General features: G+C 69.8%; 22 protein-coding genes and 1 tRNA gene. 19 read left to right on the top strand and 4 right to left on the bottom strand.

The window, feature by feature from the left end:
• The first annotated feature begins 99 nt into the window (after positions 1–99).
• The 4 genes from AKJ08_RS11240 to AKJ08_RS11225 all read left to right on the top strand — a co-directional run bounded on the left by AKJ08_RS11240 (position 100) and on the right by AKJ08_RS11225 (position 4,098).
• Positions 100–804: a TVP38/TMEM64 family protein gene (locus AKJ08_RS11240; protein ID WP_050726151.1), complete on the top strand. Its 705-nt coding sequence runs from the start codon at positions 100–102 to the stop codon at positions 802–804.
• A gap of 46 nt (positions 805–850) precedes the next feature.
• A complete protein-coding gene (locus AKJ08_RS11235; protein WP_050726150.1) occupies positions 851–1,279 on the top strand; it encodes a hypothetical protein in 429 nt (142 codons plus the stop codon).
• A gap of 204 nt (positions 1,280–1,483) precedes the next feature.
• On the top strand, positions 1,484–2,071 hold the full coding sequence (locus tag AKJ08_RS11230; RefSeq protein WP_050726149.1) for a hypothetical protein: 588 nt from the start codon (positions 1,484–1,486) through the stop codon (positions 2,069–2,071).
• 137 nt (positions 2,072–2,208) lie between these two features.
• Positions 2,209–4,098: a protein kinase domain-containing protein gene (locus tag AKJ08_RS11225; protein WP_050726148.1), complete on the top strand. Its 1,890-nt coding sequence runs from the start codon at positions 2,209–2,211 to the stop codon at positions 4,096–4,098.
• 39 nt (positions 4,099–4,137) lie between these two features.
• Here the strand turns inward: AKJ08_RS11225 and AKJ08_RS11220 are convergent, their stop codons facing one another.
• Positions 4,138–5,448 carry a protein-disulfide reductase DsbD family protein gene (locus AKJ08_RS11220; RefSeq protein ID WP_082343075.1) on the bottom strand — a complete coding sequence of 437 codons (1,311 nt, stop codon included), beginning with the start codon at positions 5,446–5,448 and terminating at the stop codon, positions 4,138–4,140.
• 182 nt (positions 5,449–5,630) lie between these two features.
• Here AKJ08_RS11220 and AKJ08_RS11215 point away from each other — a divergent pair, with 182 nt between their 5' ends.
• The 9 genes from AKJ08_RS11215 (at position 5,631) to AKJ08_RS11175 (ending at position 11,370) form a co-directional block, all read left to right on the top strand.
• Positions 5,631–6,842, top strand: coding sequence for an IscS subfamily cysteine desulfurase (locus tag AKJ08_RS11215; RefSeq protein ID WP_050727543.1), 1,212 nt, complete (start codon positions 5,631–5,633; stop codon positions 6,840–6,842).
• 47 nt (positions 6,843–6,889) lie between these two features.
• Positions 6,890–7,273 carry a Fe-S cluster assembly scaffold IscU gene (iscU, locus tag AKJ08_RS11210; RefSeq protein WP_050726146.1) on the top strand — a complete coding sequence of 128 codons (384 nt, stop codon included), beginning with the start codon at positions 6,890–6,892 and terminating at the stop codon, positions 7,271–7,273.
• A 110-nt stretch (positions 7,274–7,383) separates the two neighbouring features.
• A complete protein-coding gene (locus AKJ08_RS11205) occupies positions 7,384–7,953 on the top strand; it encodes a HesB/IscA family protein (RefSeq protein WP_240475296.1) in 570 nt (189 codons plus the stop codon).
• A 34-nt stretch (positions 7,954–7,987) separates the two neighbouring features.
• Entirely contained in the window at positions 7,988–8,527 is a 540-nt protein-coding gene (gene hscB, locus AKJ08_RS11200) for a Fe-S protein assembly co-chaperone HscB (protein WP_050726145.1), read from the top strand.
• Complete coding sequence (gene hscA, locus AKJ08_RS11195; protein WP_050726144.1) at positions 8,520–10,400, top strand: Fe-S protein assembly chaperone HscA; 1,881 nt, start codon at positions 8,520–8,522, stop codon at positions 10,398–10,400. Before hscB ends, hscA begins: the two co-directional genes overlap by 8 nt.
• On the top strand, positions 10,400–10,768 hold the full coding sequence (locus tag AKJ08_RS11190; RefSeq protein ID WP_050726143.1) for a 2Fe-2S iron-sulfur cluster-binding protein: 369 nt from the start codon (positions 10,400–10,402) through the stop codon (positions 10,766–10,768). Before hscA ends, AKJ08_RS11190 begins: the two co-directional genes overlap by 1 nt.
• On the top strand, positions 10,765–10,962 hold the full coding sequence (gene iscX / locus AKJ08_RS11185) for a Fe-S cluster assembly protein IscX (RefSeq protein ID WP_050726142.1): 198 nt from the start codon (positions 10,765–10,767) through the stop codon (positions 10,960–10,962). Before AKJ08_RS11190 ends, iscX begins: the two co-directional genes overlap by 4 nt.
• A 7-nt stretch (positions 10,963–10,969) precedes the next feature.
• A complete protein-coding gene (locus AKJ08_RS11180) occupies positions 10,970–11,206 on the top strand; it encodes a (2Fe-2S)-binding protein (protein ID WP_050726141.1) in 237 nt (78 codons plus the stop codon).
• Between the two features lie 77 nt (positions 11,207–11,283).
• A tRNA-Leu gene (locus AKJ08_RS11175) sits at positions 11,284–11,370 on the top strand.
• Positions 11,371–11,449: 79 nt separating this feature from the next.
• Here the strand turns inward: AKJ08_RS11175 and AKJ08_RS11170 are convergent.
• Positions 11,450–13,849, bottom strand: a complete 2,400-nt coding sequence (locus AKJ08_RS11170; protein WP_050726140.1) for a penicillin-binding protein 1A — start codon at positions 13,847–13,849, stop codon at positions 11,450–11,452.
• Positions 13,850–14,289: 440 nt separating this feature from the next.
• Between AKJ08_RS11170 and AKJ08_RS19820 the strand changes: the two genes are divergently transcribed.
• Positions 14,290–14,931, top strand: a complete 642-nt coding sequence (locus AKJ08_RS19820) for an OmpA family protein (protein ID WP_205624712.1) — start codon at positions 14,290–14,292, stop codon at positions 14,929–14,931.
• A gap of 6 nt (positions 14,932–14,937) precedes the next feature.
• Positions 14,938–15,753: a tol-pal system YbgF family protein gene (locus AKJ08_RS11160; RefSeq protein WP_050726138.1), complete on the top strand. Its 816-nt coding sequence runs from the start codon at positions 14,938–14,940 to the stop codon at positions 15,751–15,753.
• Positions 15,754–15,947: 194 nt separating this feature from the next.
• On the opposite strand, the gene AKJ08_RS11155 is transcribed toward AKJ08_RS11160, so the two are convergent.
• Positions 15,948–17,171, bottom strand: coding sequence for an AI-2E family transporter (locus AKJ08_RS11155; protein ID WP_169788810.1), 1,224 nt, complete (start codon positions 17,169–17,171; stop codon positions 15,948–15,950).
• Between the two features lie 198 nt (positions 17,172–17,369).
• On the opposite strand from AKJ08_RS11155, the gene AKJ08_RS19305 reads away from it, so the two are divergent.
• Together AKJ08_RS19305 and AKJ08_RS11145 are read left to right on the top strand one after the other, a co-directional pair.
• Positions 17,370–18,632 (top strand): Dickkopf N-terminal cysteine-rich domain-containing protein, encoded by a 1,263-nt coding sequence (locus AKJ08_RS19305; protein ID WP_050726136.1) that lies wholly within the window; start codon positions 17,370–17,372, stop codon positions 18,630–18,632.
• Positions 18,633–18,738: 106 nt separating this feature from the next.
• Positions 18,739–20,166: an aldehyde dehydrogenase family protein gene (locus AKJ08_RS11145; RefSeq protein ID WP_082343071.1), complete on the top strand. Its 1,428-nt coding sequence runs from the start codon at positions 18,739–18,741 to the stop codon at positions 20,164–20,166.
• A 34-nt stretch (positions 20,167–20,200) separates the two neighbouring features.
• Here AKJ08_RS11145 and AKJ08_RS11140 read toward each other — a convergent pair whose 3' ends face one another.
• Positions 20,201–20,899: a glutamine amidotransferase-related protein gene (locus AKJ08_RS11140; protein WP_050726135.1), complete on the bottom strand. Its 699-nt coding sequence runs from the start codon at positions 20,897–20,899 to the stop codon at positions 20,201–20,203.
• A 76-nt stretch (positions 20,900–20,975) separates the two neighbouring features.
• Between AKJ08_RS11140 and AKJ08_RS11135 the strand changes: the two genes are divergently transcribed.
• Both AKJ08_RS11135 and AKJ08_RS11130 read left to right on the top strand, forming a co-directional pair.
• Positions 20,976–22,550 carry a glutamine synthetase family protein gene (locus AKJ08_RS11135; RefSeq protein ID WP_082343069.1) on the top strand — a complete coding sequence of 525 codons (1,575 nt, stop codon included), beginning with the start codon at positions 20,976–20,978 and terminating at the stop codon, positions 22,548–22,550.
• Between the two features lie 30 nt (positions 22,551–22,580).
• Positions 22,581–23,738: an iron-containing alcohol dehydrogenase gene (locus tag AKJ08_RS11130; RefSeq protein ID WP_050726134.1), complete on the top strand. Its 1,158-nt coding sequence runs from the start codon at positions 22,581–22,583 to the stop codon at positions 23,736–23,738.
• Positions 23,739–23,764 lie beyond the last annotated feature (26 nt).

Here is a 23,764-nt window from a genome sequence, read left to right as displayed (position 1 = left end):
GCCCTGCCTGCTCGAGGCTCCGGCGGGCAGCCTGGCGGATGTTGAAGTTCCCCCTGCCTGTCGGCTGCGATCCGGACCGAGCGTGGTCAAGCTGCTGGGGTGGGAGGGCGGCTCAAGAGCGGGCTGAAGCGGATCTCGCCGCGGAGCTGGCGCGGTCTGCTCATGTTGGCGGGGATCCTCGGGATGGGGATCGCCGCCGTCTCGATCTTCGGCGGCTCCGAAGGATTCACGCCGCAGGCCATCCAGCGACAGGTGATCGCGCTGGGCGCTCTGGGCCTCGCCGGCTATCTCGCCGCCGCAGCGGCGAGACCCCTCTTCGTCGTGGTCTCGGGCTCGCTCTTCGCCGTGGCGGCAGGGCTGGTCTGGGGCCTGTGGGGCGGGGTGGCCCTCGCCCTCTGCGGCACGCTCCTCTCGGCGTGGGTGGTCTACGCCCTGGCGAGGAGGCTGGGCTCCGGCGCCATCCGCGACCTCGCTGGCGCCCGCTACGACTCCTTCTCCCTGATGGCGCGGCGACGCGGCTTCGCGTTCGTCTTCGTGGCCACCCTCGGCTACGTCTTCCCCACCGACCTGGTGATCGCCGTCGCCGCCGTGACGGGGGTTCGCGCCCGGACGGTCTTCGGCGCGGCCTGCCTCGGCAACCTGCCGGGGACGATCCTGATGGTCTCGATCGGCTCCGCCGTGGTCCACCCGTCGCCGCTGCTCTGGTGGGTCGCGGGAGCGGCGATCGCGCTCTTGACCGTCGGCGCCGCGATCCTCGCGCGGTCGTGGTTTCCCCGGGCCGAGCGCGCCCGCGTGGCGCCCTGATCGTCCCTTTCCGCGGCGGGGCCCCATCGGGTAGATTCCGCGGCCAATGGAGGTCGATCCCCGAAAGCGCGTCGCCATCTTCCTGCACGGTGGCGACTACGACCGCTTGCACCAGGCCTGCTCCATCGCCGCCTCGGCGACGGCCGGCGGCAGGGACGTGCAGCTCTTCCTTTTCTGGTGGGCCCTCGAGCGCTTCGTCGACGGAGGCTTCTCGACGCCGGCGTTTTCGCCGCCGCCCGGGCTCGAGCGCGCCGCCGAAGCGGCGGAGGACGCCTTCGAGGGCGGCTACCCGACCGCGGCCGCCCTGCTCGAAGTGGCGCGCGCATCCGGACACTGCACGGTCTACGCGTGCTCGGCCTCGGCGGGACTCCTCGGCCGCCGGCCCGACGAGATCGCGGACAAGGTGGATCAGGTGGTGGGTTGGAGCGCGATCCTGAGCCTCACGGCAGGGGTTTCGGACCGCTTCTATCTGTAATTCTTGGCGCAGAGCGTTCGAAGAAATCGGTCCCGCAGGAGCGGGCCCGACTTCTTCGCCGCGCTTCGCGCGATCGCGCTTTTCCGTTGCTCCGCCTTCGGCTCCGCGAGAGCTCGTGAATTTTCACGAGCTCTCATTGGCTGCGTCATGATAGGTATTTTTCATTAATCACCATTCGGGCTTCGCCCGATGGCAGGAGCAGCCATGCGCAAGACCCTTCTCGTGATCTCCGCGGCCGTCGTCCTCTCCGCCCTTGCGGGGTGCAGCAAGAGCACCGACGCCGCCCCGGCCCAGCCGACCGCAACCAAGACCGACGGCCTCGTCGTCGCGAAGCCCGCAGAGCCCACCGAGGCCCCCAAGGAGGCCCAGAAGGCGGAGGAGTCCGGCAAGGACGCCGAGGCCGCCAAGGACACCTGGGATCCGGTCGCGGCGAAGGACGACGAGAAGTCCGAGAAGATCAAGGTCCTCGAGGCGGAGCTCGGCAAGGCCGGCTTCAAGGTGACCATGGTCCACAGCCTCATGCCGGACAAGCTCGGCGGCCTCGAGGACGAGTGCGCCGTGAAGGAGCGCACCAAGATCGAGGTCGACGGCGGCTACGCGACGCTCGCCACCTACGAGGACGAGAAGCGCGTGAAGACGTGCTTCGACGCCTACATGAAGATGCCTGGAACGGAGCAGTACAAGAACCTCTACCAGGTCGAGGGCGTGTACATGCTCGAGCTGCACCCGAAGATGCCCGCCGACGCGATGTCCAAGGCGAAGGAGATCTTCGCGCGCGTCGTGAAGGGCTGATCGCTTCACACAGGCGAGCGTCAAACACGTGACGACGGCAATGGTCCGTCGTCACGTCGGCCCTTTCCGGCCGAAACGAAATATCGTCTCCCTCTCGAAGCTGGTATCCTGCTGCCCTACCTGAGCTGGGGTCGTCGGTGGGGAGCTATCAGATCATCCGCAGGCTCGCGGTCGGCGGAATGGCCGAGGTCTTCCTCGGCAAGCGGGTCGGGACGGGCGGCTTCGAGAAGCCGGTCGCGATCAAGCGCCTGCTCCCCGCCCTCGCGGCTGATCCCAAGAGCGCCGAAGCCTTCCTCCGCGAGGCGCGGATCTGCGTCCAGCTCGTCCATTCGAACGTGGTGCAGGTCCTCGATCTCGGCACCGCCGCGAACCATCCCTACCTCGTGATGGAGCTGGTGGACGGCGAGGATCTCCGCCGGGTCCTGAACGCGGCGGCGACGCTGGATCTCCCGCTGGGCCCCCCGGAGGCGATCCACATCGCCGCGCTGGTGGCCGACGCCCTCGCCTACGCCTGGGACGCGGTGGGCCCCGACGGAACGCCGCTCCGCCTCGTTCACCGCGACGTCAACCCGTCGAACGTGTTGCTCTCGATGAAGGGCGAGGTGAAGCTCGCAGACTTCGGCGTGGCGAAGGCTGCCGACGGCCGCGACGTCACCCAGGGGAACCTCCTCAAGGGCAAGGTGGGCTACCTGGCCCCCGAGCTCCTCCATGGCGTGACCGCGAGCCACGCGAGCGATGTCTTCCTCAACGGCGTGTTGCTCTTCGAGATCCTCGCGGGGCGGCCGCTCTTCGGCTCGGCGCGCGACGCGGGGAGCACGCTCGCCCGCATCGCCCACCACGACGAGAAGACCCTCGAGCTCCCGCCCGGTGCGCCCGCCGAGCTGAAGCCGATCCTCCGGAGGACCCTCGCGCGGGATCCGGCTGCGCGCTATCCCCACGCGAGCGAGCTCTCCCATGCGCTCCACGGCGTGCTCCAGGCGAAGGGCTGGCGGGTGGGCCGGGAGGCGATGGCGCGGCGGATGGGGCGGCTCTTCCCAGACCGGGTCCCCCTCGATCGCGACCTGGGCCCCGGCTTTCCGCTCGAGTCCGCCCCGGGGGCGGGCCAGCCGTCCCGCTCCGCACGTCCTCCCGAGGAGGCGCAGCTTCGCGCCGGCGGCCGCAAGCGCATCGGCGAGCTCATGATCGACGCCCGGCTGATCACCGAGGCGCAGCTCCAGACCCTCCTGGCCCGGCAGCGCCAGGAGGGGGGCCGCCTGGGCGAGTGGGCCGCGACGCTGGACTTCGCGCCGGTGCGCTCCGTGCTGCAGCTCCTGGCGGGTCAGCTCGGCGTCTCCTACATCACGGACGAGAGGCTGCTCGAGGCGGTTCCCCCTCCCGAGCTCCTGGCGCGCTTTCCGCAGAACCTGGCCCTGCGACTCCTGGCCCTCCCGGTCGCCGAGCGCGACGGGGCCACGTTCGTGGCGATGGCGGATCCGGCGGACCTCGGCAAGCTGGACCTGATCCGATTCCGGCTCGGGGGTCGGGTCACGCCGATCGTCTGCACCGAGTTCGGCGTGCGACGCGCGATCGCGCGCGCCTACGGGGGCCGCGCCGACGAGCTGAAGTGGCGCCAGCTCGACGCTTCGGATCCGCTCTCCCTCCTCACGACCCGGGTGATCGACTTCGAGGCCCAGGAACGCGAGCATCACGGTCACGAGCCGTCCCAGGCCACGCGGCCCCGGGCTCAGGCGGGGGCGCAGCCGCCGGGCGTGCTTCCCCCGGGCGTGCTTCCTCAGGGCTTGCAGCCGCAGGGTGTGTTCCCCGGCGCGGCCCAGCCGCCGGCAGTGTTCCCCGCCGGGGCCCAGCCGCCCGGCGTGTTTCCGCCCGGAGCGCCGCCCCCCGGCTACGTTCTGGCTTACGTGCCCGCGGGCCTGCATGCCGAGGGGCAGCCGCTCTTCCTGGCCTGGCAGGCGGGAGCCCAGCCTCAGGCCGACGCCCCGCCCGCGCCGAACCCGGCGGCTCCCGACGAGGATCTCGAAGAGGAGTAGCCGGGAGCCGGTCCAAGACCGCTCCCGGCACGCCTTCCGCTAACGAACGCCCTTCATCAGCTCGAGGAAGTTGCCGGCCTCCACGAAGCCGGTCACCCGGGGGGAGGGGAGCGTCTCACCCGTCGAGTCGAGGAAGACGACCGTCGGCAGGCCCTGGATCCCGTACTGATCGTAGAGCGCCTGGATCTGCTTGTCCTCGTGGGTGCCGTCGACCTTCACGGTCACGAAGCGCGCCGCCTCATCCATCACCCGCGCGTCGGTGTAGGTGAACTTGTCGAGCTCTTTGCAGGCGGCGCACCAGTCCGCATAGAAGTCGATGATCACGGGCTTGCCCTCGGCGCGGGCCTGGGCGAGGGCGCCGTGGTAGTCGCCGCTCCACTCCACGCCTTCTGCGCCCGAGGAGGCGCCGAGCCGCAGCACGAGGCCGGCCACGACCAGGGCGACACCAGCTCCCTTCAGGATCCGCTCGCGGGCGCCGCCGTGGAAGGAGAGGTGGATCGCGCCGAGGAGGACGCCCACCAGGACGATCGCCGGCCCGGCCAGGGCGTGCGGCGACAGGCCGCGGAAGATCTCCCGGAGCGCCGGGAGGGCGTCCCGCAGGTAGAGGAAGGCCATCGCCAGGAGGGCCACGCCGAAGACGCTCTTCACGCCGTCCATCCACGCGCCGCTCCTGGGCAGCGAGACGGAGAAGCCGCCCAGGAGGAAGAAGGGGAGGCCGACCCCGAGGGCGTAGGTGAAGAGGAGGAGGAGGCCGAAGACCGGCTGGCCGCTGGAGGCCACGACGGTGAGGAGGGAGGCGAGCACGGGCCCGGTGCAGGGGGCCGCGACCACGCCGGCGACCAGGCCCATGGCGAAGGCGCCGCCGAAGCCGGTGCCGCCCACCCGGTTGAGACGCTGGGCGAGCCCCTGGGGCACGGCCAGCTCGAAGGCGCCGAACATGCTGGAGGCCATGACTGCGAAGAAGGTCGCCAGCCCCACGAGGACCCAGGGGTTCGCGAGGATCGTGCCGAAGGCCTTGCCCGACGAGGCGGCCGCGAAGCCGAGCCCGGAGAACATCGCCGCCATCCCGAGGACGTAGGTGGTGACCAGGCCGAAGGACTTCAGCCGGCTGCCCGCCTGCCTGGCGCCGAAGACGCCCAGGGTGATCGGGATCAGCGGATAGACGCAGGGGGTGAGGCTGGTGAGGACGCCCCCGAGCCAGGCCACTGCCAGGGCGCCGAGGATTCCGGACGACAGGGCGGAGGCGTCGAGCTGATGGGAGGAGAGGCCCTGACCCATGAGATCCGGAAGGAAAAGGACCGCTCCAGCGCTGGCCAGACCGCCCACGAGAAGAAGTACGGCGCTTCGCATGTTGCTCTCTCGGCTTGACAAGGTAACGTTACGGAACGTATCTAAGGGCGAACCCGGACGAGCGCACGACGAGGCTCCGAACGGCCGGCCAATCCCTTGACGCTGGGTTGCCACGCTTCTTATAACGCCCGCGAAATTGACGATTTCCTACTTTTTCGGCTCGGGCAGCAGGACGGTCAATGGTGAAGACTCCGATCTACATGGACAATCATGCCACGACGCCCCTCGATCCGCGGGTGCTCGAGGCCATGATGCCCTACCTCACCGAGCACTTCGGAAACGCCGCCTCCCGTAGCCACCCCTTCGGCTGGGCCGCGGAGGAGGCGTCCGAGCAGGCACGCGAGAGGGTGGCCGCCCTCATCGGCGGCTCCGGTAAAGAGATCGTCTGGACCTCCGGTGCGACCGAGTCGATCAACCTGGCCCTCAAGGGCATCACGGAATTCTACAAGGATCGTGGCAACCATGTCATCACCGCCAAGACGGAGCACAAGGCGGTGTTGGACACCTGCAAGCGGCTGGAACGTTCCGGCTGCGAGGTGACCTTCCTCGACGTGGACAAGCACGGGCGCCTGGATCCCGAGGCCGTCCGGGCGGCGATCACGGATCGCACGGTCCTCGTCTCGGTGATGGCGGCCAACAACGAGATCGGCACCATCCACCCCATCCGGGAGATCGGCGCGATCACCCGGGAGAAGGGCGTGTTCTTCCATGTGGATGCCGCCCAGGCCGCGGGGAAGGTCGCCCTCGACGTCAACGAGTGCAACATCGACCTCGCCTCGCTCTCGGCCCACAAGATGTACGGGCCCAAGGGCGTCGGCGCGCTCTGGGTGCGGCGCCGGCCGCGGGTCCGGCTCACGGGCCTCATCGACGGCGGCGGCCACGAGCGCGGCATGAGGTCGGGGACGATCAACGTGCCCGGCGTCGTGGGCTTCGGCATGGCCGCGGAGATCGCGCAGCGGGAGATGGTGGAGGAGTCCGCCCGGGTCCGCGCCCTGCGGGACCGCCTGCAGCAGCAGATCGTCGGCGGCCTCGACATGGTCTACCTGAACGGCCACCCCGAGCACCGCCTGGACGGGAACCTGAACCTCTCCTTCGCCTTCGTGGAAGGCGAGGGGATGATGATGGCGCTGAAGGACGTGGCGGTCTCGTCCGGCTCCGCGTGCACCTCGGCCTCCCTCGAGCCCTCCCACGTCCTCCGGGCGTGCGGCGTCGAGGAGGACCTGGCCCACACCTCGATCCGCTTCGGCCTCGGTCGGTTCAACACCGAGGAAGAGGTGGATCACGTGGCGAAGCTGGTGGTCGAGAAGGTGAAGCGGCTGCGCGACATGTCGCCGCTCTATGAGATGGCGAAGGATGGGATCGACCTGAAGTCGATCGAATGGTCGGCGCACTAGGGCCGGGCCGAAAACCCGCCCCTCTGCGTATCGGAAGGAAGAAGGACATGGCGTACAGCGACAAGGTCGTCGACCACTACGAGAACCCCCGGAACGTGGGCTCCCTCGACAAGGCCGATCCCAACGTGGGCACCGGCCTCGTGGGCGCCCCGGCGTGTGGCGACGTGATGCGCCTCCAGCTCCGCATCGGCGACGACGGAGTGATCGAGGACGCGAAGTTCAAGACCTTCGGCTGCGGCTCCGCGATCGCGTCCAGCTCGCTCGTCACCGAGTGGGTCAAGGGCAAGAGCATCGAGGAGGCGGCGAAGATCACCAACTCGGCCATCGCCGAGGAGCTCTCGCTCCCGCCGGTGAAGATCCACTGCTCGGTCCTGGCCGAGGACGCCATCAAGGCGGCCATCGCCGACTACAAGCAGAAGAAGGGCGTCTAGCCCGGGTCAAAATTGGAGGAGCGGTCGTTTCGCGAGTGCGCGAGACGGAGGCGGCAGGCCCATAGGAGGGGCCAGCGTCTCCACCCGCTCGAGAGGAAGTAGGAGCCAGAATGTCGTCCCAGGATGCCGGCAGGATCGTAGGCCTCGGCGCGCCCAAGGCCGCAGCGGAGCCGTCCCAGGCTTCGGCGCCCGCCGTTGCGCCCGCGGGCCTCACGGGGCTCGGGGCTTCGGCCGCCAAGTCCGCGGCGGCCACGGGCCTGATGGGCCTCGGCGCCAAGCCGGCCACGAGCCTCGACTCTTCGGGCCCGACGGCCGCGGCTGCCCCCGCTGCGGCTCCGGCCGCGCCCCGCAAGGCGGGCATCGGGATCGATCCGTCGGCGTCCGCCCGGATCTCCAAGCTCCTCGCCGGACGGAACACGCCGGACGCGGGCCTGCGGATCCGCGTGCGCGGCGGCGGCTGCACCGGCCTCACCTACGACATGGAGTTCGCGGACGGCGCCAGGGAGAAGGATCGCGTCTTCGAGGAGCACGGGGTGCGAATCTTCGTGGATCCGAAGAGCTACATCTTCCTCATCGGCACCACGCTCACGTACCAGTCGGGGCTGCTCGAGTCGGGCTTCAAGTTGGAGAACCCCAACGTCAAGAAGTCCTGCGGCTGCGGCGAGTCCTTCAGCGTCTGATCCGGCGTTCGCGCCGGAAAAGAGAGACATCCCCTTGGCGGATCACTTCGAAATCCTCGGGATCCCCCGTGGTTTTCGCGTCGACGAAAAGCGGTTGGAGGAACGCCACCGAGAGCTGACGAGGCTGCTCCATCCGGACCGCCACGCTGCCGCGGGTGCGACCGCCCGGCGCATCGCCCTCGAGAAGACCATCCAGGTGAACGACGCCTGGCGGGTGATCAAGGATCCCGCGCGCCGCGCCGCCTGGCTCCTGCGCGAGCAGGGGATCGACCTGGGCGAGACCGGCTCGAGCGGCGCTTCCAAATACCTGCCTCCCGGCTTCCTCCTCGAGGTGATGGAGGAGCGGGAGCGCTTCGACGACGCTCGCGCGGCCAAGGACGTCGCGGCCGTGGAGCGGCTGGCGTTCGCGGTGCGCGAAGCGAGGGCGGAGACGCTGGAAGGTCTCGGCGCCGCCTTCGATCGCGACGATTACGAGGAGGCGGCGCGCCGCCTCTCGATGCTTCGATATCAAGACCGCTTCCTCGGCGAGGTCAGAGCCTGGGAGGACGCGATCTTCGAGGAGACTCATGGCTGAATCCGGCCTCCTGCAGATTCGGGATCCCTCCAAGCCCTACGGCAAACCGGTGGGGATCGACCTCGGCACGACCAACTCGCTCGTCGCCTTCGTGGACGAGCTGGGCGCTACCAGCGCGATCCCGGTGGACGCCGACGGCTCCCGCTTGCTCCCCTCCGTGGTCCACTACCTGGAGGACGGCTCCACCTTGGTGGGCCGCGAGGCGCGGGCCAAGCTCGCCACGCACCCGCACGAGACCATCTCGTCGGTGAAGCGCTTCATGGGCAAGGGGCCCGGCGACGCCGAGACCAAGAAGCTGGGCCACTACCGCTTCCGCGCGGAGCCGGGCGACGCGATCGTCCGCTTCGACGTGGGGTCGAAGATCGTCTCGCCGGTGGAGGTCTCCGCCGAGATCCTGAAGACCCTTCGGCGCAAGGCCGAGGCCGCCCTCGACGAGCAGGTGGGCGCCGCGGTGATCACGGTCCCCGCCTACTTCGACGACGCCCAGCGACAGGCCACGAAGGACGCCGGCCGCCTGGCAGGCCTCGAGGTCCTGCGGCTGATCAGCGAGCCCACCGCGGCGGCGCTGGCGTACGGCCTCGATCGCCGCGCCCGCGGGACCTTCGCCGTCTACGACCTTGGCGGCGGAACCTTTGACGTCTCGATCCTCGAGCTGGTGGAGGGCGTCTTCGAGGTGAAGAGCACGGCGGGGGACTCGTCCCTCGGCGGCGACGACTTCGACCGGGCCCTGGCGACGGTGCTCCTCGAGCAGCTCTCCGGCGCAGTGGGCCGCGACCTCGCCGCCGATCCCTTCGCGATCCAGGCCGCGCTGCACGCAGCACGCACCGCGAAGCACGAACTCACCGAGCGTGAGAATGCCCTGGCCGTGGTAGAGCTGCCGGAGCGCACCATCGAGGTGGAGGTCTCCCGGGCACAGTTCGAGTCCCTGATCGGATCCCTCGTGCAGCGCACCGCCATCGCCTGCCGCCGCGCGCTGCAGGACGCCGGGATCACCCCGGCGCAGGTGGACGGCGTGGTGCTGGTGGGCGGCTCGACGAGGCTGCCGCTGGTGCGGCGCTTCGTCTCCGAGATCTTCGGCGGCAAGGAGCCCCTCGGCGACATCGATCCCGATCGCGTGGTCGCCCTCGGCGCCGCGATCCAGGCCGAGAACCTCGGCGGCAAGCCCCGCGAGGATCTGCTGCTCCTCGACGTGATCCCGCTCTCGCTCGGCGTCGAGACGATGGGCGGCGTGGTGGAGAAGATCATCCACCGCAACTCCACCATCCCCACCTCCGCCGCGCAGATCTTCACGACCTACGCCGACGGCCAGAGCGGCATGGACATCCACGTGCTCCAGGGCGAGCGCGAGCTGGTCCAGGACTGCCGCTCCCTGGCGAAGTTCCGCCTCGGCGGGATCCCGCCGATGCCCGCCAACATGGGCCGCGTGCAGGTGACCTTCGCCGTGGACGCGGACGGCATCCTCTCCGTCTCCGCCAAGGAGCTCACCACCGGCGCCGAGCAGTCGATCGTGGTGGAGCCCTCTCACGGCCTCACCGACGAGGAGGTCGAGGAGATGCTCATCGCGTCCCTCGAGAACGCCGAGGAGGACGTCGCCGTGCGCCTCGCCGCGGAAGCGCGGGTCGAGGCCGAGCGGGTGATGTACGACCTCCACAAGGCCCTCGAGTCGGACGCCGCGCTGCTGGAGCCCGGCGAGCGCGAGGCCATCGCCGCCGCCGAGGCCAAGGTCCGCGAGGCGATGACGCTCTCCGATCACGACCGGATCAACGTCGCCGTGGCGGACCTCGATCACGCGTCGGCGGCCTTCGCCCAGCGCCGGATGGAGCGCGCCATCCGCAATGCGCTCACCGGTCATTCCGTCGAGGAGTTCGAGTAGTGCCCAAGATCACGTTCGCGAATTGGGGCGTCACCGTCGAGGTGAAGCCCGGCACCAGCATCCTGGACGCCGCGGAGCAGGCCGAGGCCCAGGGCGTGAAGATGGGCCACGTCTGCGGCGGCGTCTGCGCGTGCTCGACCTGCCACTGCTACGTCAAGGTGGGCTTCGACTCCCTCGAGGAGGCGTCGGACCGCGAGGAGGACATCCTCGACAAGGCCTTCGACGTGAAGCCGATGTCCCGCCTGGGCTGCCAGGCCGAGGTCGGCAACAAGGACCTGGTCGTGGAGGTCTCGGAGGAGTCCCTCCAGGCGTGGTACGACGAGCATCCCGAGGAGCGGCGCGCCGCCGAGGCGAGGGGGGAGCGATGAACTGGACCGACGTTCGCGACATCGCGATCGAGCTCTGCGAGCGCCACCCCGGCGTGAAGCCGCTCTCGGTGCGCTTCACCGACCTCCACCGGTGGATCCTCGAGATCCCGGACTTCGAGGGGAAGCCCGACGGCAGCAACGAGAAGATCCTCGAGGCGATCCAGATGGCCTGGCTCGACGAGTTCGAGGACTAGCCGGCCGATGGGGCAGGGCGACGAGCTCGAAGACGAGGACTGGGACGAGCCCGGCGACGACTGGCCGTCGTCCTTCGGACCGCCGCTCGTCCTCGTCTGTCGTTGCCACTGCGTCGAAGAGCGCGAGATCGAGGCCTTGATCGCCGAGGGCGCCGACCTCGCGGAGATCGCCCGCAGGACCGGCGCGACCACCGGCTGCAGCGGCTGCCGCCGCCAGATCGAATCCATGCTTCGCGCCCGGTAACGACTTCGAAAAATTGCGGGCGATTCCGCCTTGACTGTCACCCGGGCGCCACTGTAGAACCCCGCCACTTCGCCATCGCCCAGGTGGTGGAATTGGTAGACACGCTAGATTCAGGGTCTAGTGGTGGCAACACCGTGGAGGTTCGAGTCCTCTCCTGGGCACCATATACGGCTCCACAGCGAGCCGAGTCGTTCGAAGGGGCCGGGCACCAGATGGTGCTTCCGGCCCCTTCTTTTTTCCCACCTACGGGTTCTCGCCACCGAGGAAGAGCTCCACCGGCGTGTCCTCGTGGGCGACGCCCGGCGAGAGCGCGCGCTGGGTGGGGGCGGTGCCGGAGACGAAGGCCGTGAGCGCAGAGTCCCCGGGACCTGCGTCGTCCGCCGCGAGGAGGCCGGTGCCGGGGTCGATCTCCGCGAGCTCTACGCCCTCCGGCATCGGGAAGTCGCGGGCGGGCTTGCCCTTGTAGATCTCCTTCATCAGCTCGGTCCACGCGGCGATGGCGGTGCGGCCGCCGGTCTCGCCACGGCCGAGCGGCTTGGGATCGTCGAAGCCCACCCACGAGACCGCCACCAGGTCCGCGGTGTAGCCGGCGAACCAGGCGTCGTTCCCGTCGTTGGTGGTGCCCGTCTTGCCCGCAGTAGGGCGGCCGAGGACGTCGGCGGCCTTGCCGGTGCCCTCCGTGACCACGGCCTCGAGGAGCCTCGTGAGCACGTAGCTGATGGCCGGCGAGATCGCGATGACCGCCTGGGACTTGTTCTCCTCGAGCACGTTGCCGTCCCGATCGACCACCTTCTCCACCAGCACGGGCTGCGCTCGGGCGCCTCCGGCGGCGAGGGTCGCGAAGGCGTTCGCGAGCTCCATGGGCGTCACGTCGCCCGAGCCGAGAGCGAGGCTCAAGGTGGAGGGCAGGGCACTCGAGATCCCCGCGCGCCGGGCGAAGTCGATGACGGCGTCGACGCCGAGCTCGGAGGCGAGCCGCACGGCCACCGTGTTCTTCGAGCGGGCGAGCGCGCGGCGGAGGGTCATGTTCCCCTCGTAGACGTCCCGATCGTAGTTCCGGGGCTTCCAGCTCTCGCCGGTCCAGGGATCGCGGATGCTCTCGGGCGCGTCGACGACCACGCTCGCCGGCGTCCAGCGTCCGCTCTCCAGCGCCGCACCGAAGACGAAGGGCTTGAAGGCCGAGCCCGGCTGGCGCTTGGCCTGGGTGGCGCGGTTGAACGAGCTCGCCGCGAAGTCCCAGCCGCCGACCATCGCGCGAACCCGCCGAGTCTCGGGATCGAGGACCACCAGCGCGCCCTGCACGGCGGGCTCCTGGTAGAGGCGGAGCTCGACCTTCTTGTCCTCCACCTTGGCGATCTCCACCTGCACGAGGTCGCCCTTCTTCAGCGAGGCGAGGCGGCCCTTTCCGGCCCAGGGCGCGTCCTGCACCGCGAGCCCGACGCTGGGCCCGCCGAACCAGAGCTCCACGCTCTTGGCGGAGGCCTTCTCCACCGCGCCGGTGAGCGTGAGCCCCGCCGTCGCCTTGACCGCCTTCCCGGTGCCGAGATCCACGAGGAGCGGCGCTCCGCCGGAGCCTCCAGCGCGGGCCTTGGCGAGGCTCTCCTCGGCGGCCTTCCGCGCGTCCTCGTCGAGGTGGCCGGTCGGCCCCCGGTAGCCTTGTCGCCGATCGTAGGCGAGGAGGCCGGCGCGCAGCGAACGGTCCGCCACGCGCTGCACCTCGGGATCCATCCCGAGATGGACCTTCAAACCCCCGGTGAGAGCCGCGTCTACACCGTAGCGCTCGATCACGTAGCGGCGGACCTCCTCCACGTAGTAGGGCCCGACACCTTCGGGCTTCGAGACCTTGAGCGCGATGGGGCGCGCGGCCTCGCGATCGTGCTCGGCCTGCGTGATCCAGCCGTTGGCGAGCATCTGCCCGAGCACGTAGAGCTGGCGCTTCTTCGCGCGGTCCGGATGGGTCAGCGGCGAGAGGCGGGTGGGCGATTGTGGGATGCCCGCGAGGAGGGCGGCTTCACCGAGAGTGAGATCCTTCGCGCCCTTGGAAAAGTAGAAGCGCGCGCCTTCTTCGATGCCGTAGCGCGCGTGGCCGAAGTTGATCTGGGTGAGGTAGAGGTAGAGGATCTCGTCCTTCGAGAGGTTCTGCTCCAGCCGCCGGGCGAGGATCGCCTCCTTGAGCTTTCGCTCGTAGGTCTTCTCGGGCGACAGCAGAAACGTTTTCACTACCTGTTGCGTGATCGTTGACGCGCCGCCGCGGATCCGGCCGGACATCACGTTGCGCACGATGGTGCGGAGGATCCCGCCGTAGTCCAGCCCCTCGTGCTGGTAGAAGTACGCGTCCTCCGCCGCGAGGATGGCGCGCTTGAGCACCTCCGGGATGTCGCCGGGAGGGATGACCGTCCGGCGTTCCTCGAAGAGCTCGGCGACGAGGGTGCCGTCGGCGGCGTAGACCTTGGTCGACTCCTTCGGGCGGTAGTCTACGAGCTGGTCGAAGCGCGGAAGGTCGTGTGTGAGGTGCAGCAGGAACATCCCTGCGGCGACCGCGACCACGATGGACGCGACGAAGGCGGCGAAGATCAGGCGGGCGAAGAGATTCTTGCGCTTCTTTCGCGGCGGCGAGGAGCGCTTGGTGCGGTTGGCAGGCATCGTCACCTGGATGGTAGTCTGCTGAACGGGGGTGGGAAAGCCGGAGTCTCGGAGCGTGTGAAGGACTCGCCCCCGCGATGCGGGAGCGAGCCCTTCATCTCGCGCTCCGCGCGAGAAACGCTCCCTTTCGTTTGCTCGCCTTCGGCTCGCTAGGGGCGATCTTGCAGATTTTTCATTTCCATGGAAGGGTCAGGAATCGAACGCTCGTGCTTCGCCGGTAGCGAAGGGCGGGCTCGGAGGCGAATGTCCGTCGAGTTGACATCCGTCGAACCCTGGCCTAGAAAGCCGCCAAATATCGGAGGTATGTACCGATGACGAACCGTTTCCTTCTTGCGATTGGTGCCGCTGCTCTCGTTGGTCTCCTGGCCGGATGTCCCTCGAAGTATCCGAAGTGCTCGGATGACGGGGACTGCAACACCGACGGACACTCCGGTGTCTGTGTGAATGGTCTCTGTGAGGAGTGCGGCGCCGACTCCGACTGCAAGGCCGGCTTCAAGTGCGAGGTCCAGACCGGCGGCGGCAACCGCTGCGTCCCGGCCGCGGAGTGCTACTCCAACCGCGACTGCTCGGGCGGCAAGGTCTGCCAGTCGGGCTCCTGCGTCGCCTGCGCGAGCGACGACGCCTGTGGCCCGAACATGATGTGCAACAACGGCGCCTGCCAGCCCAAGGCCGAGTGCTCCGTCGATGACGACTGCCGCGCCGGCAGCAACTGCATCGAGGGCCGCTGCGTCGCCGTGGGCCCCATCTGCCCGCAGGATCCCATCCGCTTCGCCTTCAACGAGTACTCGCTCTCGACCCAGGCCCGCACCTCGCTCAACGGCCTGGCCGACTGCCTCCGCCAGAAGGCGGGGAACGCCGCGGTGACCCTCGAGGGCCACTGTGACGAGCGCGGCACCGAGGAGTACAACATGACCCTCGGCGAGAAGCGCGCCGTGGCCGTCAAGAAGTACCTTTCGAACCTCGGCATCGACAACGGCCGCCTCCGCACCGTGAGCTACGGCAAGGAGCGCCCGGCCGCTTACGGCTCCAACGAGGACGCCTGGGCCGCCAACCGCCGCGTCGAGTTCACCGTCGCCCGGTAGTTCTCGATGAGCGGACTTCGCCTCATCCCTGTGGCCGTCCTCCTCTGGGGGACGGCCGCTTGCTACCCGATCTGGCTGGGCAACCGCCTGGAGGATCGGGTCGAGACGCTCGACAACGCCACCCGCGAGAACCGCGCTCAGCAGGACGAGACGCGGCGCAACCTCGGGGAGCGGATCGACGAGCTCGACGGCACCCTCGACCGCATGACGAAGTCGGCCACCCGCACGACCGCGGAGGTGGCGGCTTCCACGGACGACCTGGTCCGGAAGGTCCAGCTCCTCCGGGGCGAGCTCGAGAAGGTGACCTGGCGCTTCGAGGAGGTCTCCCAGCGCTTCGAGCAGCTCGAGCGACGGGTCGCCGCCCTCGGCGGCGAGGACGCGCTGCGCAAGCTCGAGGCCAAGCAGGCCCTGGGCTCGGTCGAGCGCCCCACCGACAAGCAGAAGTTCTTCGACCTGGCCAAGGGCCACCACGATCGCGGCGACTACGCCACCTCGCGGATGCTCTTCCAGGAGTTCATCGAGAAGTGGAAGTTCGACGACCTGGCGCCTCAGGCCCAGCTCCTCGTCGGCGACAGCCTCGTCGCGGAGAAGAAGCACCGGGCGGCGGTCCTCGAGTACCAGAAGGTGCGCGAGGTCTGGCCCAAGAGCCGCTTCCTCCCGGACGCGCTCTATAAGCTCGGGCTCTCCTTCCTCGAGCTCGGGCTCGCGCCCGAGGGGACCACCTTCCTCGAGGAGGCGGCGAAGTACCCTGGGCAGCAGGCCGGCAAGGACGCCAAGGCCAAGCTGACCGAGCTCTCGAAGAACAAGAACAAGAAGAAGTAGCGCACCGCATGGCGGGTCCCCAGGGCCCGCCTCGCAGGCGCGAACCAATGGGCTCCCGGCTCCGGCAGGGGGCCCATTTCGTTTTCGGGGCGTAACGGGCCAGGGGAGAACCGGGCCCGCGGCGGCCCAGGAGCGGCCGAGGAAGGCGAGCGGCCCCGGTCTGGGGACGAGCCCACCCTTCGCTCAGCTGCGGCTCAGGAGCCCGCCTCGGCGCTCTCCTTGGCGTCGGACTGGACGTCGGCGCCCAGCTCCTCCGCCTGGAGCCGATCCGCCCGCTCCTTGAAGTGCAGGAACACCGCGAGGAGGATCGAGGCCACGGGAACGGCGAAGAGGGCGCCGGCGAAGCCGAAGGTCCGCTCCCCGGCGAGGAGGGCGAAGGCGATCACCACCGGGTGGATCCGGGCCGAGGTGCCGAGGATCCGCGGGTTCAGCAGGTAGGCCTCGAGGCCGTGGATTCCCAGGACCCATCCCAGCGCCCCGAGGGCCGTACCAAATGACTGGGTGAGGGCCACCAGCACGATGGGGACGGTCGAGATCACGGTCCCGAAGATCGGGATGAAGGAGAGCAAGGTCGCCAGGGTCGCGAGGATCAGGGCGAACTTCACCTTCAGGATCAGCAGGCCGACGAGGGTGAGCGCCCCGTTGACCAGGCAGATGAGGATCTGCCCCCGGACCACGCCGGCGAGCTTGTCGTCGATCCGCGCGAGGAGGGAATCGAAGCCCGCGCCCCACTGCACGGGGACGAGGCTGCGGAAGAACGAGCGGATCGGGGCCGGGTCGAGGAGGACGAAGGCCGCCACCATCAGCATGAAGAAGAGCTGGAAGATCCCGCCCACGAGGTGCGTGACGATCCGCTGCGAGACCCCGACCACCTCCATCAGGTGGGTGCGGGCCCAGGTGGAGCTCGTCAGGGCAATCGATCGGAGCGTGGCCTCGAGGTCGAAGTGGAGCTTCGGGCCGGAGTCGGACGGAGCGGGTAGCGGCTCGCCGTCGCCGAAGACGATCGGGATCCCGCGGGAGGCGAGCCACTCCTCAGCGGCCCGGGTATAGGCCGAGATCTTGGCGGGGGTGAGCTCGTTCAGGAGCTCCCGGGCCTCTGCCACCAGGCGGACGAGCTCGCGATAGAGCTGGGGGAGCGCCGCGATCGAGAAGGCGTAGACGAGGAGGAAGAGCGCCGCGTAGACGGCGAGGATCCCCGCCCAGCGGGGAAGCGTCCTTCCGCCGATCGGCTTCGAAGAGAGCCGGGTGACGATCGGCTCGGCGAGGTACGCGATGAGGAGCGCTCCGCCGAAGGTGAAGAGGACGCCCCGGAAGGCCACGAGCGCCACGGCGATCGCGAGCCAGAGGGCGGCGACGCGGACCAGGACCGCGCGACTCGGCGCGGAGGAGGGGCTTCCGACGGTGCGGATTGGCTTCACGTCGAACTTGTAAAGGCCGCGAACGATGGGGTCAACCAAGGGGACTGAGAGTTCGTGAAGAAGTCACGAACTCTCGCGAGCCGGAGGCGAGCAAATGAAAAGGAGCGCTTCTCACCCGCTCTGACCGTTTGACACCAGCCACCTGGGCCGATTGACTGGGATTTCCGGGCGGCCGTACGATCGCCTCAGGCGGTGGGGATGATGAGGACGGGATTCCGGCTCTGGATCGGCGTGTTGGCTGCAACCCTCGGGTTCGCCGCATGCACCGCGCCCGAGGCCGGCGGCTCCAAAGGGGGCTCGCAGCTCCTCGAGGCGGGCGAGGCGTGCTCGGTCCGCGCAGAGTGCCGGTCGGGCCTGGTCTGCGATCCGGGGCGGCGCATCTGCATCTGCACCTCCGACGACTCCTGCCAGGGCGACCTCAAGTGCAACCCCTTCAGCGGCCGCTGCGTCTCGAAGGTGCCGGGGTGCACCACGAGCTACGACTGCGGTCGAGGACAGTGGTGCGACGTGCCGATCCGGGTCTGCAAGGTCCCGACGCCCTACTGCGGAAGGTGCGAGCGCGACGAGGAGTGTGGAGCGGGCAACGCCTGCATTCGGCTGGACGGCGCCGCGACCGCCTTCTGCGGAAGGGCCTGCGACACGAGCAATCCCTGCCTGTATGGAACCCACTGCGCCGATGGCCAGTGCGTCCCCGACGAGAGCTGCGACTCCCTCGCGACCTGCAACCCGGACACCCTGCAGGAGTGCACCAGCACGGCCGATTGTGAGGGACGGGACCAGCTCTGCGAGCCGGCGACACGCCGCTGCGTCGCGCGGCAGCCGGGCTGCGTCGCCGGCAAGGCCTGCGATCCCGCCAGGCTCGAGTGCGTGCCGAGCTGTCTCGGCGACGCCAACTGCGCCCAGGGCATGCGCTGCGTGAACGCGATCTGCAAGAAGGTGCAGACCTGCACGACCGACGACGACTGTGCGCGGACGAAGGTCTGCCGAACGGCTCCCGGCGGGGCGGGAGAGTGCGTGCCGACGTGCGCGTCGACGAGGGACTGTCCGATGGGGCAGCTCTGCAACTACGAAAACCAGCGGTGGGCCTGCCGGGACGGCTGCGAGACGAACGCCGATTGCCCACCCAACACCTGGTGCGGGCCGGAGCGCCTCTGCGCCTCGGGCGCCGGCGTCTGTCAGACCTCCGATGTCTGCGCGATCTGCGAGGCCTGCGAGGGGAACCGCTGCGTGCCCGCCTACGACGACCGCGTCGCCCGCTACTGCGCCCCGTGCGGAACGGAGGGGCTCGATCCGGCCTGCGGCCCCGGCGGCTCTTGCCACGCCGGCGCCTGCGCTCCCTCGTGTGCCGAGCGGGAGTGCGCGAAGGGCTTCTTCTGCAAGTCGATCCGGGACGACGCCGGCACCGAGGTCGCCAGGGCGTGTCTTCCCAACGACGGGATCTGCGACACGGAGTGCCGCTGAAGGGGCCGACGCGGCGCACACGCTGTGAATCCCGATTCGGGTCGAGCGGCGGGCCGGCGCGCGCCTCCACGGTCTGGTAGATAGGAGCGCATTCGGAGGCCCAAGGATGAACGTTCCGCTCAGGCGCCCCTACATCTCCGGTGCCTTCCCCGAGGGAAACGAGGTTCGGGAGATCCGCAGCCCCTGGGACGGCCGCGTGGTCGCGCGGGTTTCGCAGGCGGGACCGGGGGAGGCTGCGGGCGCGCTCGCGGCGGCCTTCGCGGCGAGGCGCGCGGGACAGGCGCTCCCGGCCGGGCGCCGGCGGGAGCTCTGCGAAGGGGTCGCGAACGGGATCCGCGAGCGCGCGGAGGAGCTCGCGCGATCGATCTGCGACGAGGCGGGCAAGCCGATCGCCATCGCCCGCGCCGAGGTGAAGCGGGCGATCGCCACCTTCACGCTGGCGGCGGCGGAGGCGACCCGCTTTGCGGGCAAGGTGGTTCCAATCGACCTCGACCCCGCCACGGTCGGCTACGAGGCGATCACCCGGCGCGTTCCCGCGGGCGTGGTGGTCGCGATCTCCCCGTTCAACTTCCCGCTCAACCTGGGCGCACACAAGGTGGCGCCCGCGCTGGCCGTCGGGTCGCCGGTGATCTGGAAGCCGCCTCCCCAGGCGCCCTCGGCAGCCTGCATCCTGGCGGAGATCGTCCACGGCCTGGGCGTGCCCGACGGCCTGTTCCAGGTGGTGCCCTGCGGCAACGAGGTGGCCGAGATCCTCGCCACCGATCGGCGGGTCGCCATCCTCTCGTTCACCGGGAGCGCGCCCGTCGGCTGGGCCCTCAAGGCGAAGTCGGGGCGCGCGAAGGTGGTGCTCGAGCTGGGGGGAAACGCCGCGGCGATCGTCTGCGCAGACGCGAACCTGGCCTGGGCGGCGAGACGCTGCGCCCACGGCGGCATGGTCTACGCCGGTCAGGTCTGCATCGCCGTGCAGCGGATCTACGTGGAGGCGTCGGTGTACGAGGCGTTCCGCGAGACGCTCCGCGCCGAGGTCGACGCGCTGAAGGTGGGCGACCCGTCCCGGGAGGACACGGTGGTGGGGCCCGTCATCGACGAGGGGCACGCCAAGCGGATCGAGAGCTGGATCGACGAGGCGAAGTGGGGCGGCGCCACGGTGCACGGCGGCGGTCGGCGGGGCTCCTTCGTGCTGCCCACGATCCTCGAGAAGGTGCCTTCGAACGCCCGGATCACCTGTGAGGAGGTCTTCGGGCCGGTGATCCTCCTCGAGCCCTTCGATGACTTCGACGCCGTGCTCGGAGCGGTGAACGAGTCGCAGTACGGCCTGCAGGCCGGGGTCTTCACCGACAGCCTCGCCCGCACGCGGAAGGCCTGGCGGGAGCTCGAGGTCGGCGGTGTGATCGTGAACGACTATCCCACGTTCCGTCAGGACAACATGCCGTATGGCGGGGTGAAGGCGTCTGGGCTCGGTCGCGAAGGACTGAGCTACGCGATGGAGGACTACACCGAGCCGCGGGTGCTGGTGCTCTCCGGGAGGGCCTGACGCTCGCCACCGAGATCAAGCAGCCGCCGAGCCATCAGGAACACCGTCGCACGAAGTGACGATCCCAATTGGCGAGGATCCTCCGGCCGTGGTCGCTCTGGCGCACGGGTTCGTCGAGCCCGTGGACGGCGAGCACCCGCTTCGCGATCGCCGCGTCCACCTCCGGATGGAACTGCACCGCGCGGATCCGCGGCCCTGCGGAGAACGCCTGCCATGGGGAGTGGGCATTCGACGCCAGGCGACGCGCGCCGAGCCCGGACGGCGGACGGACGAGCTCGTCGCGGTGGGTCGCTCCGACCACCAGGCGAGGGGGGAGGCCGTCGAAGAGGGGATCGTCCCGGCCTTCCGGCGAGAGATCCACCTCGACGCTCCCGAGCTCCCATCCACGGGGCGAGGCCTCGACCCGCCCGCCGAGGGCCTCGCCGAGGAGCTGGTGTCCGAAGCAGACCGCCAGGATCGGAAGGCCCCCGTCGGCGGCGCCGAGGGCCCAGACGGAGAGCCGCTCCATCCAGGGCGCCTCGTCGCGCACGCCGGAGGGCGAGCCGGTGATGATCGCCCCGCCGTAGCCTTCGGGCGACGGGAGCTCGGCGCCTTCCGATACCGCGACCGTCTCGCACCTCGACTGCCCTCCCGGCAGCGCGCGCCGGAACCACTCGTCGTAGTCGCCGCAGGCTGAGACCACGTCGGGGTGGGTGCTTCCCGCCTTGAGCAGGAGGAGGCGCGGCAGGGTCACTTTTCGGCTCCGATCCGGGTGCCTAACGTAAGCGCCGGCTCGCCCGGCCGCACCCCGTGGGAGCCGGGAGGCGCTCATGGCGACCAGGCGATATCGCGGGGGGTCGGGGACGCAGGCGCGCAGGGCCAGGCAGCCTCGCGGAGCCGAAGGCGGAGCAGACAAAAAGAAGAGCGGTTCTGCGCACGCGAAGCCGGAGGCGGAGCCAAAGAAAAGTGCGATCGCGCGAAGCGCGGCTGAAGAAGTCGGGCCCGCTTCACGCGGGACCGATTTCTTCACACGCTCTGAGCGGGCGGGGAAGGGCGCTGGGCCGGAGAGCCTGCAGCGGCGGCTCCGGGCGGAGGGGCTCAGCACGGCGAAGCTGGGGCTCTTCGACGTCGACGGTGTCTTCCGCGGCAAATACGTCTCCCTCGACAAGCTCGCGTCGGCTGCCAAGAGCGGCATGGGCTTCTGCGACGTGGTCTTCGGCTGGGACTGCTCGGACCGCCTCTACGACAACGTGCAGGTCACGGGCTGGCACACGGGCTACCCGGACGCAAAGGCCCGTGTGGACCTCTCGACCTTTCGCACGATCCCCTGGGAGCCCGGCACGGCGGCCTTCCTCCTCGACCTCTACGACGAGCGCGACCGGCCTCATCCGGCCTCGCCCCGGGCGCTCCTGCGCCGGGTGACCGACCGCGCCCGCGAGCTCGGCTTCGCGCCGAAGTACAGCTACGAGTTCGAGTTCTTCCTCTTCCGCGAGACGCCCGAGAGCGTGCACGGCAAGGGCTTCCGCGACCTGCGCCCGCTGACACCAGGCATGTTCGGCTACTCCTGGCTGCGCAGCTCCGAGAACGCCGCCCTGGTCCACGAGCTGGTGGAGGGGTGCCGCGGCTTCGGGATCCCGGTCGAGGCGATCCACACAGAGACGGGGCCGGGCGTCTACGAGGCGGCCATCGAATACGGGGACATCCTCGAGGCGGCCGACCGCGCCGCGCTGTTCAAGACCGCCGCCAAGGAGCTCTGCCGCAAGCACGGGGTGATGGCCTGCTTCATGGCCAAGTGGAACGCGGAGCTCCCCGGCTGCTCCGGGCACGTGCACCAGTCGCTGTGGAGCCTCGACGGCGAGCGAAACCTCTTCTCGGATCCGAAGGCGCCCGGCGGGATCTCGCGCACCCTGCGGCACTTCCTCGCCGGACAGGTCGAGCTCATGCCCGAGCTCACTGCCCTCGTCGCCCCCACCGTGAACTCCTACAAACGCTACGTGCCCGGCGTGTGGGCGCCGCTCAACGCGAGCTGGGGCCACGAGAACCGCACGTGCGCGCTCCGGGTGATCACCGGAGGCGACGCCACGAGGATCGAGCACCGCCAGCCGGCCGCCGACTCCAACCCCTACGTGACCATGGCGGCGCTCCTCGCCGCCGGCCTCCATGGCATCGAGCGGGAGCTCGAGCCGCCGCCGCCGTCCCGTGCCGACGCCTCCTCCGGCGGAGCCCACCCGCTCCCGCGGACCCTCGAGGAGGCGATCGCGCGGCTGGACCGGAGCGAGCACGCCCGCGAGCTGCTCGGGGCGGAGTTCGTCGATCACTACCTGCGCACGAGGGAGTGGGAGGCGCGGCAGTTCCAGCGCGCGGTCACGAGCTGGGAGCTCGAGCGCTATTTCGAGATCATCTGAGCTCCCTCCAGGGAGCGCGAAAGGCCGAAGATGCCCACTCGATTCTCGTTTCCCACCCGCGTCGTCTGGGGCGCGGGTTCGATCGGCAAGCTGGCCGAGGAGGTCCGCCTCGCGGGCGGCCTCAAGGTCCTGGTGGTCACCGATCGCGGCGTGATCGACGCCGGGATCATCGACCACGTCCGCAGGATGCTCGAGGAGGCGCAGCTCGCGCACAGCGTCTTCTCCGAGATCCACTCCAACCCGATCGAGTCCGACGTGTGGCGGGGCGTCGCCGCGTTCCGGGAGCTGGACGCCGACGTCATCGTGGGCATCGGCGGAGGCGCGCCGATCGACACCGCGCGTGCGATCCGCCTCGCGGTCCACCACCCGCAGCCGCTCTCCCGCTACGACGACGCCGCGGACGGCGGGCGCTTCGTCACCGGGGAGCTGCCGCCGCTTATCGCGATCCCCACCACGGCCGGGACCGGAAGCGAGATCTCCCGCAGCGCGGTCGTGCTCCTCGACGACACCAAGCGTAAGACGGTGCTCTTCAGCCCGCGGCTCATGTCCACCTGCGCGATCGTGGATCCCGAGCTCACCACGGGCCTGCCCGCCAAGCCTACCGCGTGGACGGGGATGGACGCCTTCACCCATTGTCTCGAGGCCTACGTCTCCCTTGGCGACCACCCCCTCGCCGACGCACTGGCCATCGAGGGGATCCGCCTCGCCTCGAGGGCCCTCCCCGCCGTCATGAAGAACGGCGGCGACCTCTCCTCGCGGACGGAGATGATGTCCGCCGCGATGATGGGCGGGATCGCGCTCACCAAGGGCCTCGGCGCCGCCCACGCCATCGCCCACGCGGTGGGGGCGGTGGCCGACGTGCACCATGGCCTCACCAACGCCGTCGTGCTCCCCGCGGTCTGCCGATTCAACGAGGCCCAGGCCCATCCCAGGTTCGCCCGGGTCGCCGAGGCCATGGGCGAGGATCGGAAGGGCCGAAGCGATCGCGAGCTGGCGGACCGGGCGTGCACCCGGATCGAAAGCCTCTGCCGCGAGGTGGGGATCCCACCCAAGCTCTCCGACGTCGGGGTGGTGCCGAACATGATCCCGGCGATCGTGGAGAAGGCGGTGGAGGACGCCTCGCACCGCACGAACCCCAGGCCGTTCACGGCCGACGACTGCGAGCGGATCGTGCGCTCGCTCGTGTAGTCCTGGCGCGGGCGAGCGAGAGCGCC

Origin of the sequence: Vulgatibacter incomptus (assembly GCF_001263175.1) — a bacterium.
GTDB classification, from domain to species: Bacteria; Myxococcota; Myxococcia; order Myxococcales; family Vulgatibacteraceae; genus Vulgatibacter; species Vulgatibacter incomptus.
This window is presented reverse-complemented; position numbering and strand designations above follow the sequence as displayed.